11 protein-coding genes are annotated in these 14,530 nt (G+C 62.2%); 10 read left to right on the forward strand and 1 reads right to left on the reverse strand.

What is annotated here, in order from left to right; genetic code table 11:
• Positions 1-762 precede the first annotated feature (762 nt).
• The 9 genes from BCY88_RS21455 to BCY88_RS21495 all read left to right on the forward strand — a co-directional run bounded on the left by BCY88_RS21455 (position 763) and on the right by BCY88_RS21495 (position 13,192).
• Complete coding sequence (locus BCY88_RS21455; RefSeq protein WP_120346187.1) at positions 763-1,749, forward strand: helix-turn-helix domain-containing protein; 987 nt, start codon at positions 763-765, stop codon at positions 1,747-1,749.
• A 112-nt stretch (positions 1,750-1,861) separates the two neighbouring features.
• Positions 1,862-3,424 (forward strand): mannose-1-phosphate guanylyltransferase/mannose-6-phosphate isomerase, encoded by a 1,563-nt coding sequence (locus tag BCY88_RS21460; RefSeq protein ID WP_120346188.1) that lies wholly within the window; start codon positions 1,862-1,864, stop codon positions 3,422-3,424.
• Positions 3,425-3,481: 57 nt separating this feature from the next.
• Positions 3,482-4,867 (forward strand): undecaprenyl-phosphate glucose phosphotransferase, encoded by a 1,386-nt coding sequence (locus BCY88_RS21465; RefSeq protein ID WP_120346189.1) that lies wholly within the window; start codon positions 3,482-3,484, stop codon positions 4,865-4,867.
• Between the two features lie 67 nt (positions 4,868-4,934).
• Positions 4,935-6,077, forward strand: a complete 1,143-nt coding sequence (locus tag BCY88_RS21470) for a polysaccharide biosynthesis/export family protein (RefSeq protein ID WP_120346190.1) — start codon at positions 4,935-4,937, stop codon at positions 6,075-6,077.
• Between the two features lie 50 nt (positions 6,078-6,127).
• Positions 6,128-8,362, forward strand: a complete 2,235-nt coding sequence (locus BCY88_RS21475) for a polysaccharide biosynthesis tyrosine autokinase (RefSeq protein WP_120346191.1) — start codon at positions 6,128-6,130, stop codon at positions 8,360-8,362.
• Positions 8,363-8,462: 100 nt separating this feature from the next.
• Complete coding sequence (gene gmd / locus BCY88_RS21480) at positions 8,463-9,581, forward strand: GDP-mannose 4,6-dehydratase (protein WP_120346192.1); 1,119 nt, start codon at positions 8,463-8,465, stop codon at positions 9,579-9,581.
• A 5-nt stretch (positions 9,582-9,586) separates the two neighbouring features.
• Positions 9,587-10,546 carry a GDP-L-fucose synthase family protein gene (locus tag BCY88_RS21485; RefSeq protein ID WP_120346193.1) on the forward strand — a complete coding sequence of 320 codons (960 nt, stop codon included), beginning with the start codon at positions 9,587-9,589 and terminating at the stop codon, positions 10,544-10,546.
• A 112-nt stretch (positions 10,547-10,658) separates the two neighbouring features.
• The gene (locus BCY88_RS21490; protein WP_120346194.1) at positions 10,659-11,801 is read left to right on the forward strand and encodes a glycosyltransferase family 4 protein; all 1,143 of its coding nucleotides are present in this window, start codon (positions 10,659-10,661) and stop codon (positions 11,799-11,801) included.
• A gap of 56 nt (positions 11,802-11,857) precedes the next feature.
• Positions 11,858-13,192: a glycosyltransferase WbuB gene (locus BCY88_RS21495; protein WP_120346195.1), complete on the forward strand. Its 1,335-nt coding sequence runs from the start codon at positions 11,858-11,860 to the stop codon at positions 13,190-13,192.
• Between the two features lie 31 nt (positions 13,193-13,223).
• Here the strand turns inward: BCY88_RS21495 and BCY88_RS21500 are convergent, their stop codons facing one another.
• Positions 13,224-13,730, reverse strand: coding sequence for a hypothetical protein (locus BCY88_RS21500; RefSeq protein ID WP_120346196.1), 507 nt, complete (start codon positions 13,728-13,730; stop codon positions 13,224-13,226).
• Between the two features lie 176 nt (positions 13,731-13,906).
• Between BCY88_RS21500 and BCY88_RS21505 the strand changes: the two genes are divergently transcribed.
• The gene (locus tag BCY88_RS21505; RefSeq protein WP_120346197.1) at positions 13,907-14,527 is read left to right on the forward strand and encodes a DapH/DapD/GlmU-related protein; all 621 of its coding nucleotides are present in this window, start codon (positions 13,907-13,909) and stop codon (positions 14,525-14,527) included.
• The last annotated feature ends 3 nt before the right edge of the window (positions 14,528-14,530 follow it).

Consider the following 14,530-nt stretch of genomic DNA (forward strand, 5'->3'; position numbering starts at 1 on the left):
CCGGATTGCTAGTTCACCAGGTCAGACCCGCCTAAGGCTACCTCGTGACGCGACCTGTTGCGCAAACCGCATAGACTATTTCCGCAACTCGATGGCGGAAATCAACCGCCTCTCATCCGACAGAATCCGCCATTGGCCCGTCTATTGCCGGGCGGTCTAAAGTTGTCTTATTGTTGTGTTTCACGTTTGAAACATTAATCGTTCCGTTTATATTCTCCTGATCCAATAACAACCAATTAAATAATTTTGTCTCGGGAAAATTGTTTATATTGAACACTGCTTTTCATGTCTCTGCCGACCGAAAATATCGTCAGAAGAAAGCCCCTCGGGCATCTGGTAAGAGCAATGACTGGTGCATGCAAGGCGGCTACGCTCATTCTGGCGGTGTGATGGAAAGAAGTCACTTCAAATCTGCAGAATGGCGGGCGGATCAGATTACAACTCGAACATTTCGAGTAGCGACTGTATGTGTGACAACGCACAAAAATTCGCGCCAATCGGCATTATGATTCGCAGGTCGTAAATGCATTCATATGCAGAATCGGTATTTAATTCATTGAAAAACAGCCAGTGGCGCGATTGTTCCGAAAATCACTGGCCGGCCACCATATCCAAACGCCAACATGTCTGCAGTTTCGGTCATGGCGGCTAAATGCTTGATTGCGGATGGCTATGATGCACTGCACAGAGCATGCCTTTGAGCAGTGCATTCAAGGTTGAAAAGTAAATCCAGTAGATCCGTTTTCTGGTGAGAGGATGACTATGACCTGCGCGAGTCTCGAGTCAGCAATGCTGCGCTGGGTGCACGCACCGAACAAGGGTACGCGTCGCATCGCAATACTGATGTTCAACGACTGCTCGCTGCAAGGCGCGGGCGTGGTTGCCGAGGTGTTCCAGGCTGCGAACGAACTGGCATCGTCCGGTTCGGGCGGCGGCTTGTATGACGTTTCCTTCCTGTCGGCGGACGGCGGCATGGTGACCTCGTCATCGGCACTGCGGGTCTGGACCGACGGACTCGACGCGCGGCACTACGGCGGCTTCGACGCGCTGTATGTCGCCGGCGGCAAAGGCGCATTCGCCGCAGCCGGCGACGAGCGCCTGATCGCGTGGTTACGGCGCGTTCGCCGTAACACCGGCATGATCCGGCCGATCGCCGAAGGGCGCGCACTGCTGGAAGCGGCCTACGTGCCGGACAGCAGGGAGAGTGGAGATTTCCACCAGCCGCAGTCGATCTCGTCGCGCCAGAGCGAACAGAACGGCGATGCGGGCGACCGCCTTGAATCGATGAGAAGCGCGCTCGCCATGATCAAGCGCGATCTCGGCGGCGCGACCGCCCGCACCGTGGCCGAGCGCCTGCTCGCGGACTCCTGCTCGAACCTCGCGCCGCTGCTTGGCGAGGACGGCGGTCTGAGTCCGGGCGACAAAGTGCGTGCGGCGGCCCGTTGGCTGCAAGAAAATTGCCAGCAGTCCATTTCGATTGCCGATGCGGCCCAGTTCGCCGCGATGAGCGAGCGCAACTTCCTGCGCCGCTTCAAGATGGAAATGGGCATCACGCCCTCGAGTTTCCTGCTGCATGAGCGCCTCGCGGTGACCTGCAGTCTGCTGACCGAGTCGGAGTTGCCGGTAGACAAAATCGCGCGGCGCACCGGTATGGGGAATGGTGACCGCCTCGCGAAGGTGTTCCGCAAGCGGATGAGAATTTCTCCCACAGAGTTCCGGATTCAAAGCCGCCGTATGGTCGGCGGATAGCCCGCGCGGTGCAAACCGGCCGGGCGCGTGTGAGCGTCCGGCGAGCCGTGTCTATTACGCAGTGCCTCAGTAAATGTTTCGTTTGCTTTACAGAATTATAAGGAATGCGAATATGTTGACTAAGGGAGCTGAAAGCGCCGTGCCGGCCAAACCGGACGTCGCCCATGCCGGGGCCGCCGCAGCGCGTTGCGCGCGCATCGTCCCGGTCATTCTTGCCGGGGGCTCGGGCACGCGGCTGTGGCCGGTGTCGCGTGAAAATTATCCGAAGCAACTGATCGACGTGGTCGGTTCCGACTCGCTGCTGCAGGCGACCGCACGCCGTATGGAGGGTTTTCCCGCCGGCTGGAGCGTCGATGTGTCACCGATCGTCGTGTGCGGCGAAGAACACCGCTTTGTGATCGCCGAGCAGCTTCTTGCGAACGGCATGGCCGCGCGCCTGATCGTCGAGCCCGCACGTCGCGATACGGCGCCGGCGCTGACGCTCGCGGCCTCGCTCGCGTGCGCGGAAGGCAACGACGCGATTCTTATCGTCATGCCGGCCGACCATTCGATTGCCGATGTGCCCGCGCTGCAAGGCGCGCTGGAATGCGCCGCGCGGTACGCGGAGCGGGGTGCGATTGCCACGCTGGGTGTGCCGCCCACGCGTCCCGATACAGGGTTTGGCTACATCCGCATCGGTGCTCAATTGTCTGACGGTGGCCATGCGATCGACGGCTTCGTCGAGAAACCCGCTGAAGAAATTGCCACCCAGTATGTTGCCGCGGGCACGTACTGGTGGAACGCCGGGATCTTCGTCGTGCGGGCCAGTGTGTGGCTCGATACGCTCAGGCGCCTGCAGCCCGACATGCACACGGCCTGCGAACGCGCATTTGTGAACGGTCGCACGGAAGGCGCGCATTTCCGTCCGCTGACGGACGCTTTCCTGAGTTCGCCCGCTGACTCGATCGACTACGCGGTGATGGAGCGTCTCACTGACGTGAGCGGCGCGGACGTGACCCAGCATGCGGACCATCAGGTGTCCGGCGCAACGCCCCCCGGCGTGGTGGTGCGGCTCGACGCCGGCTGGTCGGATCTTGGTTCCTGGGACGCCGTCTGGGCTGCGATGGAGAAGGACGCCAACGGCAATGCCGGACGCGGCCGCGTGACGTTCGAAGGCGCGGTGTCGAGCTACGCGCATTCCGAGGGCCGGCTGGTTGCCTGTGTCGGCACCACCAATGTGGTGGTGGTCGAAACGGCCGACGCGGTGCTGGTGGTCGACCGTTCACACGTGCAGGACGTCAAGGGTCTCGTCTCGCGCATCAAGGCGCAGCACGCTCCCGAAGCCGATGCGCACCGCAAGGTGCGCCGCCCCTGGGGTTTCTACGATTCCATCGACCACGGCGAACGCTTCCAGGTGAAGCGCATCGTCGTGACGCCCGGCGCGAAGCTTTCACTGCAACTGCATCACCACCGCGCCGAACACTGGGTCGTGGTGCGCGGTACGGCGCTCGTCACGCGCGGCGAAGAGCAGTTCCTGCTGAGCGAAAACGAGTCGACTTACATTCCGATCGGCACACGCCACCGGCTCGAGAACCCCGGAAAAGTGCCGCTCGAAATCATTGAAATCCAGTCAGGCACCTATCTCGGTGAAGACGACATTGTGAGGTTCAACGACAACTACGGCCGCTGCTCCTAACAGCGCGCCAGGGATCATCTGCGGAAAAGAACGAACGGCCAGAACGAGGTAAGCAAAATGCGCAAGTTTCAGGATCTGCTCGCGCGAGTTTTCGATGTCGCATTGGTGCTCGCGGGGGCGTCGGTGGCGTCGCAAATCCGCTTTGAGTACCTCGCTCAATCGGGGTTCTATTGGGCGCTCGTGATGTTTTCCGCCGCCTTTGCGCTGGCTATCTTTCCGGCGTTCGGCGTGTATGAATCGTGGCGCGGCCGCTCCAAGCTCTCGCTCGCCGGCCAGGTGTCGCTGGCATGGCTGATGGTGCAGGGCAGCGCGCTAGTATTGATGTATTCGCTGCACCGTACCGACTTCGTCTCGCGTCTGTGGTTCTCGTACTGGACCGCGGTGACGGGCGGCCTCCTGATCTCCTACCGGCTGATCGCGCACGCCGTGCTGGCGCGCGCACGCAGTGCCGGCCTGAATCTGCATCAGGTCGCGATAGTCGGCAGCGGTTCGCAGTGCGACGCGATCATCCGCCGGATCGAGTCGGCGCCGACTACCGGTTTTCGCGCCGCGGCCGTCTACAACACGCATCCGGACGTGTCGTCCGTCACGAGCTCGCGCGTGCCGGTATTCGACACCGTGGATGCGCTTGCCGGCTACATCCGCACCAACGACGTGCACGAGCTCTGGCTGATGCTATCGCTTGCCGAGGAGCCGCTGATCTGCTCGCTGATCGGCGAGTTTCGCGACGACCTGGTGAATATCCGCTTTATGCCGGACGTGCGCAGTCTCGCGCTCTTCGAAGGCAGCGGCGTGATCGATCTGCTCGGCGTGCCGGCGATCAACCTGGTCGCCTCGCCGCTGTCCGCGAGTTCGATGCTAAAAAAGGAAATCTTCGACCGCCTGTTCGCCGCGACGGCGTTGATCGGACTGGCTCCGATCCTGCTCGGCATCGCGATCGCGGTGAAGCTCTCGTCGCGTGGACCGGTGTTCTTCAGACAGAAGCGTAAAGGCGCGGATGGACGCGTTTTCACGATCTACAAATTCCGCTCGATGCGGTTGCACATCGAGGAAAAAGGCACGCTCAGGCAGGCCACGCGCAACGATGCGCGCGTCACCAAAGTCGGTGCATTTCTACGCCGCACGAGCCTCGATGAACTGCCGCAATTTTTCAACGTGTTGCGTGGCGACATGTCGGTCGTTGGACCGCGTCCCCATGCACTCGAGCACGACGACCTCTATCAGAAGGTGGTCGCGGGCTACATCAATCGCTATCGGATCAAGCCGGGCATTACGGGTTGGGCGCAGATCAACGGCTTTCGTGGCGAAACCGACCGCATCGAGAAGATGGAGCGTCGCGTCGAACATGACCTGTACTACCTGGGGCATTGGTCGTTCGCGCTCGATATGCGGATTATCGGCGCGACGATTGTCGCCGGACTGGTGCATCGAAACGCTTACTAAGTAGTTAACAAGCACGCTGGGCGCTCCCTCCCCCGAGGACGGTTCCCTGGCGCAAGGAGGAAACACCATGAGCTCGCTTGGTTTACGCACGGGAAGTCTCGTGATTCTCACCGCTACTGCAGCACTGTTTTCCGGATGCGGGTCCGTACCAGGGCAACGCATGATCACGCCAGCCGCGATTCAGGACACGGGTGGCGATTACAGCACGGAACCCTCGGCACAACAGCAGATAGCGATTACCGATATCAATCTCGCGCTGCTGCGCAAGATGAAGGCAGAGCAGACGTCCGCCGCGTTGCCGCCGCAGACGCTCGCGCTGTTCGGCAAACCGACGGCGTACAAGGTCGGTCCCGGCGACGTGCTGCAAATCGTCGTATGGGATCACCCGGAACTCGCTGCCGCGCTTGGCCAACCGGCACAGAACACGAAACCGACCGATGCCGCGCCCGGTTTTCTGATCGACGAAAACGGCGACGTCCAGTTCCCGTATGCGGGCACCTTGCACGTGGCTGGCAAGGACGTCGCATCGATCCAGAGGGAGCTGCATAAGCGTCTGAGCAACGTGTATCAGAAGCCGGAAGTGACGGTGCGGGTGGCCTCGTTCCGTAATGCTCAGGTGTATGTGGACGGCGAAGTGCGCACGCCGGGCGCGCAATCGCTCAACGACATTCCGATGTCGCTCACGAGCGTGATCAACCAGGGCGGCGGCTTCAGTGCCAACGCGGACCGCAGCCGGGTTGAACTGATCCGCAACGGCGTGACGTATCCGCTCAACGTGGACGACATGATCAAGCGCGGCCGCAATCCGTCGGACATCTACCTTCAGGCCGGCGACATCGTGCGCGTGGCTTCGCGCGAAGACAGCGGCGTCTACGTGATGGGCGAAGTCAACAAACCGGCGACTATCCAGCCGATGCGTAACGGCTCGCTGACGCTTTCACAGGCTATTTCCGACAGCGGCAGCTTCGACTCGAACACCTCGGCACCGCGGCAGTTGTTCGTGATCCGCAATTCGACCAGTGAAACGCCGGAGGTCTATCACCTCGATGCGACCTCGCCGGTGTCCATGCTGCTCGCCAATCAGTTCGAGCTTCAGCCGAAGGACGTCGTGTATGTCGGTCAAGGCGGATTGGTCCGCTTCAACCGTGTGTTGAACCTGCTGCTGCCGGCGATCAACGCGGCTGTGACGGGGGCAGTTCTCGCGAAATAACAACCGTGCAACGTGACCTTGAACCGCCGCGCTTTGTTGGGTGACAAAAAATGGCAATCAACTTCGAAAATCGCTACACCGACGTGTCCGGACCGGACGAGCTGCATTTGTCGGACTATCTGCGTACGATCGTGAGGGGCTGGCGCACGATCCTCGTGGTGACGTTGATCGCGCTCGCGCTGGGGTGCGCGTACGCGTTTCTCGCTCCGCCTACGTACCGGGCGGACGTGCTGTTCCACGTCGAGGACAAGACGGCCAATGCCAACGCGAATGGCAAGGATTCCTTGCCGCCGCTCACGGGCATGTTCGACACCAAGCCCTCCACGGCGGCGGAAATCGAGTTGCTGAAGTCGCGGCTCGTCACCGAGGAAACGGTCAAGAAACTGCACCTCGATATTTCGGCTGCGCCGCGCACGCTGCCGCTGCTCGGCGGGATGATCGCGGGACTGGTGAACGGGCAGTGGGGCTTCAGGTTGCCGTCGTTCATCAATCTCTCGGGTTACGCATGGGGTAACGAGAGCATTGCCGTGTCGCAGTTCGACACGACGAAGGAACTCTACGACACGACCTTCACCCTGGTTGCGGGCGAGGGCGGTTCGTACGTGCTGCGCGACAAGAACGGTATTGCGATTCTCTCCGGCCATGTCGGCGAGACCGTGCAAACCGATACCGCCGACGGCCCGATCACGTTGCACGTCGACAAGCTGGTCGGCGCGCCCGGCGCGCGTTTCGAACTGGAGCGCGCTTCCACGCTGGGGACGGTGGATCGCCTGCAAAAGGCGCTCGTGATCGCCGAAACCACCTTGCAATCAGGCGTGATCCGCACGAGTCTCGAAGGTGGTGATCCGGCGCTGACCGCGGCGATCGTCAACAGCATGGCGCGCGAATTCGTGCGTCAGGATGTGGAGAGCCGTTCGACCGAAGCGGAGCACATGCTGGCTTTCCTCGATCAGCAATTGCCCGGCTTGCGCAAGGAACTCGACGACGCCGAACAGCGCTACAACAAGTTCCGCAATCAGCACGGCACGGTCGATCTCGGTGAAGAAAGCCGTCTGCTGCTGCAACAGGTGGTCGACAACAAGACCAAGCTGCTCGATCTGCAGCAGCAACGCGCGGAGATGTCGCAGCGCTTTACGGCGAATCACCCGGCGGTGGCCGCGCTCGACGCCCAGATCGCCGAATTGCAGAACGCGGCGGCCAGCATGAACCGCAGCGTCGCCGTGATGCCGGATACCGAGCAGACCGCGTTGCGCCTGCTGCGCGACGTGCACGTCGACACGGAGCTCTATACCAATCTGTTGAACAGCGCGCAGCAACTGCGCGTGGCGAAAGCCGGCCAGGTGGGCAACGTGCGTGTGGTGGACTTTGCCGAAACGCCTGATGAACCCGTGCGTCCGAAGCGCGTTCTGGCGATCCTGATCTCGCTGGGCGGTGGCTTGCTGCTCGGCATCATGCTGACCTTCTTCAAGCGCGCGATGTACGGCGGCGTGGAACGCCCGGACGAACTCGAAGCGGTACTCGGCGTACCGGTCTTCGCGATCGTGCCGCGCAGTCAGACCCAGTTGCGTTTGCAGGAAAACGTCATGCTGCGCCGTCGCGGACTTCACGTGCTTGCGCAGCAGGCGCCGGAAGATATCGCGGTCGAGGGCGTGCGCAATCTGCGGACGTCGTTGCAGTTGTCGCTCGATCATGCCGAGAACAATGTCGTGATGATCACGGGTTCGCGTCCTGACGCCGGCAAGTCGTTCCTGTCGGTGAATCTGGCGGCGCTGGTGGCGTCGGCGAACAAGCGGGTGCTGATTATCGACGGCGATATGCGGCGCGGCGACGTCCATTCGCACTTCGGCATCGGTCATCAGCCAGGGCTCTCGGACGTGCTGAGCGGCGGCGATCTCGGCGCGATGATCCAGCGCGATGTGCTGCCCGGACTCGACGTGCTCGCCAAGGGCACGCTGCCCTCGCATCCGTCCGAACTGCTGATGAGCAAACGCTTCGAAACGATGCTCGAGGAACTGAAATCGCACTACGACATCGTGATCGTCGACACGCCGCCGGTGCTGGCCGTAACCGACTCGACGGTGATCGGCAAGTACGCCGGCACGACGCTGCTGGTGGTGCGCCACGGCCGTCATCCGTTGAACGAAATTGCCGAAACCGCCAAGCGGCTGTTCAACGGCGGCGTATCGCTCAAGGGTGTTCTGCTCACCGACGTGCCTCAGGAAGGGGCATTCCTCGGTGCCGGCTATCAAGGCGGTTATTACGGCTACGACAGCATCGCCGGCTAAGGGCGCTGGAGGTTGATGCCGCAGCGGCTCCGCCACGGAGCCGCTTACCCGATCGTGCCGTCAAACCGGCATCGCAACGTTCTACGAGGGAGAGAGCTCCATGAAACGCAAGGTCGCGCTGATCACCGGCATTACTGGACAGGACGGGTCGTATCTTGCCGAGCTGCTGCTCAGCAAGAACTACGACGTGCATGGCATCAAACGCAGGTCATCTCTGTTCAACACAGACCGGATCGATCACCTCTATCGCGACCCCCACGACCCGGATCAGCGGCTCTTTCTGCACCATGCCGACCTGACCGACTCGACCAGCATCCTGCGCGTGATCCAGCGCGTGGAGCCGGACGAAATCTACAACCTCGCGGCGCAGAGCCACGTGGCGGTCTCGTTCGAGGAGCCGGAATACACGGCCAACGCGGACGGCCTCGGCGCGCTGCGCATTCTCGAGGCGATCCGGATTCTCGAACTTCAGAACAAGACGCGCTTTTACCAGGCGTCCACCTCGGAGCTGTACGGCCTCGTGCAACAGGTGCCGCAGTCCGAGACCACGCCGTTCTATCCGCGCAGTCCGTACGCAGTCGCCAAGCTGTTCGCTTACTGGACCACGGTCAATTATCGCGAAGCGTATGGGCTCTACGCGTGTAACGGGATTCTGTTCAATCACGAATCGCCGGTGCGCGGCGAGACCTTCGTGACACGCAAGATCACGCGCGCCGTGGCGCGCATTGCGGTCGGCATGCAGAAGACCCTGTATCTCGGCAATCTCTCGGCGCTGCGCGACTGGGGTCATGCGCGCGACTACGTGGAGATGCAATGGCGCATGCTGCAGCAGGAGCAGCCGGAGGACTACGTCATCGCCACCGGTGTGCAGTACAGCGTGCGGGAATTCGTTCAGCATGCCGCCGCCGAGCTGGGTGTGACCGTGCGTTTCGAAGGCGCCGGCGTGGATGAAATCGGGATCGTCGAGAAGGTGGAGGGGCGCGAGATCAAGATGTCGCCTGGCGACGTGATCGTGCGTGTCGATCCACGCTACTTCCGGCCGGCCGAAGTCGAGACGCTGCTGGGCGATCCCTCGAAAGCGCATGCGAAGCTCGGCTGGCAACCGACCACTCCGTTCAGCGCACTGGTCAAGGAAATGGTGCGCTCGGACTATCAGATTGCCAGACGTGATGCGCTTGTCACGCTGGCCGGTTTCACGGCGCTGGAACATCACGAGTAAGAGCGATGAACAAACAAGCACGCATCTTCGTTGCGGGCCACCGTGGCATGGTCGGTTCGGCGTTGGTCCGGCGGCTGAATGCCGAGGGTTACCACAACGTTGTCACGCGTTCGAGAGCGGAACTCGATCTCACGGATCAGGCCGCCGTGAACGCGTTCTTCGAGCGCGAAAAGATCGATGTGGTACTGCTCGCGGCCGCCCGGGTGGGCGGCATTCTGGCCAATGCGTCGCGGCCGGGTGAGTTCATCTACGACAACCTGGTGATCGAAACCAACGTAATCCATGCCGCGTATCGCGCACAGGTGGAGCGGCTGGTGTTTTTCGGTTCCTCGTGCATTTATCCGAAGCAATGTCCTCAGCCGATCCGCGAAGAGTATCTGCTGAGCTCGCCGCTCGAACCGACCAACGACGCTTACGCGATTGCGAAGATCGCCGGTCTCAAGCTGTGCGAGGCGTACAACCGCGAATACGGCACACAGTACGTCTCGCTGATGCCGACCAATCTGTACGGCCCGAACGACAACTACGATCTGAACAGCAGCCATGTCTTGCCGGCGCTGCTGAGGAAGGCGCATGAGGCAAAAGTGAACGGCTCCCCGGCGCTGACGGTGTGGGGCTCCGGCACGCCGCGCCGCGAGTTCCTGCACGTCGACGATCTCGCCGCGGCAACGCTCTTTGTACTTGAGCACAACGTGATGGACGGCCTGTTCAACGTCGGCGTCGGAGAAGACCTGTCGATTCGCGAGCTGGCCGAATGCATCTGCAAGGTGGCCGGCTTCGAGGGCGATCTGGTATTCGACGCGTCCAAACCCGACGGCACGCCGCGCAAGCTGCTCGACGTATCGCGGCTCGCGGCCATGGGCTGGCAAGCGACCATTGGCCTCGACGAGGGTATCGCGTCCACCTATCGGGAATTCGTGGCAACACATGCCGGCTCGACACCGGCCGCCGCCCTGCAGGCCTGAGCGCGCGGGTCGGCTGCCGGGCGCGGTTCCGGAACTGGGGAAACGCAAGGGGTGCTTCGCACGCATGGCGTGCAACGCACACTGGGACGATTATTCGAGGAGTGGCATAAAAATGACAGCGTCAGTCACGATCTTCCACAACGTCGTGTGGTCGCGCCATAAGGGTGTCGTGTTCTCTGCTTTGCATAACATTTCGGCCTCCGGCGCAATTCGCTACTCGATGGTGCAGATTGCGGATACCGAGCACGACCGTGTCGGCTTTTCCGATGTCGACTATTCGTATCACCGCTATCCGATGCAAAAACTGTTCGACGGCTGCTATGAAGATGTGCCGACGATGAAAATGATCGCGCGGCTCACCTGGGAAGTGTTGCGAACCAAGTCGGATCTGATCGTTCTGCCGGGTTACCACCGTCCCGAGTACTGGGCGATGCTGGCGGCGTGCATCGTGACCGGCAAGCGGCGCGCGGTGTTCTGCGATTCGACCGCGCGCGACCGGCCGAAGAAATTGCTGACCTCGATTCCGAAGCGCGTGTTCTTTTCGCTGTGCGACGGCTATTTCGGTTTCGGCGAGCGCAGCCGTGAGTATCTGCTGTCGCTCGGCGCCAAGCGCGACAAGATTTTCGTGCCCTGTCAGGCGGCGGCGCTGCCCGGATCGTTTTCGCCGGAGCGTGCGCTGGTGGAACGGGTTGCGGCGCGCGCCGGCAATCCTCCAATTTTTCTCTACGTCGGCCGTCTTTCGGAAGAGAAGGGCATCGGCACGCTGATCGAAGCATTCGCCGGCTTGCGGCGCCGTATTCCGGCAGCGAAGTTGCGCATTGTCGGCACGGGGCCGATGGCGGACGTACTGCATGCGAAGGTGGCCGACCTTGAGCTGGGCGATGCGGTGACCTTCGCCGGCAGTTTGCAGGACGAACCGCTTACCCAGGAATACTACGGCGCGACCTGCATGGTGCTGCCGAGCTATAGCGAGCCGTGGGGACTCGTTGTCAACGAGGCGCTCGCGCATGGCTGTCCGGCGGTGGTCAGCGAGAGTTGCGGCTGTGTGCCGGAACTGGTGATCGATGGTGTGAGCGGCTATGCCTTCACAGCCGGCGACGTCGCCGGACTGCAGCGCACCATGCTCAAGGCGATGGAGGCTTTCGCCGACGCGGGCGGCACGGCTCACCGTTGCATGGATGTGATTCGCCGTTTCGATCCACCTTCCGCCGCTGCCAATATCGCTCGTGGCTGCGCGCTGATGCTGAGCGACTGACGCGCGGCGCGGGCCGTAGCGTATGAAAAAAGCTCTAACACGTTCTGGCAGCCACAATGAAGATCCTGATCTACGGCCTCAATTACGCGCCCGAACTGACGGGGGTGGGCAAGTACACGTCGGAAATGGCGGTGCTGCTGGCCAGCCGTGGCCACGAGGTTCGCGTGGTGTGCGCGCCCCCCTATTACCCTGAGTGGCACGTGGCCGACGACTATGTGGCCTGGCGGTATCAGCGCGAGACGCGTGACGGCGTGACGATCTGGCGCGCGCCGCTATGGGTGCCGGCGCATCCCAACGGCCTGAAACGGATGCTGCATCTGGCGAGCTTCGCCGCGAGTTCGTTGCCGCTGCTGGCCCGGCAGATACTGTGGCGGCCCGATGTCGCGATGCTGATCGCGCCGACTTTGATGTGCGCGCCGGCTACGCTGGCGCTTGCGCGTCTCTCGAGCGCGAGTGCGTGGGTACATATTCAGGACTTCGAGGTCGATGCGGCCTTCGATCTGGGTCTTCTGAAAAGCTCGCGTGTAGCCCGCGTGGCACGCTGGATCGAAAGCACCTTGCTGCGTCACTTCGATACGGTCTCGTCGATTACGCCGCAGATGAGTTCGCGCGTGGTGCTAAAAGGTGTGGAGCCTGCGCGGGTGGCGTGCCTGCCCAACTGGGTCGATGTGTCGACCATTTTTCCGCTTTCGCGCGCGAGCGACTACCGGCGCCTGCTAAGTATTCCGGATGACCACAAGGTGGTGCTGTACTCGGGCAACATGGGCGCGAAGCAGGGTATCGAAACGCTGGCCGATGCGGCGGCATTGCTTGCCGAACGTGCGGACGTGACCTTCGTTTTCTGCGGCAGCGGCGCGGCGAAGGAGAGTCTGCTGGAGCGTTGCGCGGGACTGACGAATTGCCTATTTATTCCGCTGCAACCGGCGGAACACCTGAACGAGCTGCTCAATCTCGCCGACATCCATGTGCTGCCGCAACGCGGCGATGCCGCGGATCTGGTGATGCCGTCGAAACTCACCGGCATGTTCGCCAGCGGGCGCGCCGTGGTGGCCATGGCGCGGCAAGGCACGGGTCTCTACGATGCGGTCTCGCCGCGCGGTGTGGTCGTGCCGCCTGACGACGTCAAGGCGCTGGTCGCGGCGATCACGGTGTTGGCGAGCGATCCCGAGCGCCGCGCGGCGCTTGGCAGGGTCGCCCGTGATTACGCGGAACGCGCGCTATCGCCGGAGTCGACCATTGGAACCTTTGAGGAGCGGCTCGCGACGCTGGTGCGCGAGTCACGCGGTAGGCGCGCGAAAGTGGAGACGCCGTATTTCGGCACCCCGCGGCCTTCACCCGCCGCGGCCCGGCCGCACAAGCCGGCCACTACGGAGGAAGCCGCGCCGGATTGATCCGGCACGCGGCCATTTCATGAATGCGATATCACCACGGGGACTTGTAGACGGCGTGCTTGCCTGGCGCATATGGATCGGCGTACGTGGATCTTGCCGCGCCATCGGGCATCAGACCGTCGACTGCATTGGGCCCGCCTGGCTGGCCGGCCACGCGCACTTTGCCGTTGGCGCCGGCGGGCAGCTTGTTGTTGCGTTGGGCTTTGCCGAGCGCCGGTTGCGCGCCTTGTCCGCCCAGCACGGTCATGCGCTGTTCGTCGAGCAACGCGGCTTGCTGGGCGTCGGCGGTATTGCCCTGTTGTGCGTCTGGCGAGCCGTAATCGCGCGGGGCACCGAGCAAATCGGCTTCGCTCTTGCGATGAGCCACACCTGGTTTCGCGGGGGCTGCCGCAGGGGGCGTGCCGTAGCTGGTCGAAGCCGTGGCGGCGAGGACCGGCGCCGCGGGCGCGGGTGCCGCGTTCTGCGCGAGCGCCGGTGCGGCATAGGCGGCCATGACGAGAAAGAGCGAGGTGCTTGTTTGCCGAAACGAGATGGTCATCGGGTGCCCCAGGAAGATGCGGTCGCAATAGAGCTATCGTGCGCCAAGCGGCACGCGCGTAGCCGCCAAAACGCTTGCCCAGGCGGCCATCAAGCCAGATTCATTAAGGACTCGAAACATAATGTAAGAAGGATGCATGGGTATCCCGAGTCCCGTTCGTGCTCCGGAGAAAACTGATGGGTAACGTTGCCGACGATCCGCAGATCGGGCGTACGCCGCAAGCCGAAGGCGCGCGCGAGGATGGCCGCGTCATCGATCTGAGCGCGGCGGGAAAAGGAAACTATCGTGCAAAGCGCGGTGCCCTGATCGAACTCATCTGGTTCGTAGTGGAAGCCTGCGTGATCAACAACAAGCTGCTGCCGCTCTCGTCGGTCCGGGTGGCGCTATTGCGCCTGTTCGGCGCGAAGATCGGCACAGGTTGCCGCTTCGTGCATCCATTGCGTGTGAAGTCGCCCTGGAATCTGGAGGTGGGCGATAACTGCTGGTTCGGTGTCGACGTCTGGATCTACAACCAGGCGCTGATTCACATTGGATCGAATGTGTGCATTTCGCAGGGTACGTTCCTGAGCGCCGGCTCTCACGACATGAGCACGACGATGGATCTGCGCGTGGCGCCGATCGTGATCGAAGACGGCGTGTGGATCACCTCGAAATGCGTTGTGCAGATGGGGGTGACGATCGGCCGGTCGGCGGTGGTGACGCCGTTGTCCGTCGTGCATCGTTCGCTCGATGCCGAGGGCGTGTATGGCGGCAATCCATGCCGCTTTATCCGGAACCGTTTTGATTCCGTGACCTGAAGC

The organism is Paraburkholderia fungorum, assembly GCF_003610895.1.
Lineage (GTDB): Bacteria > Pseudomonadota > Gammaproteobacteria > Burkholderiales > Burkholderiaceae > Paraburkholderia > Paraburkholderia fungorum_B.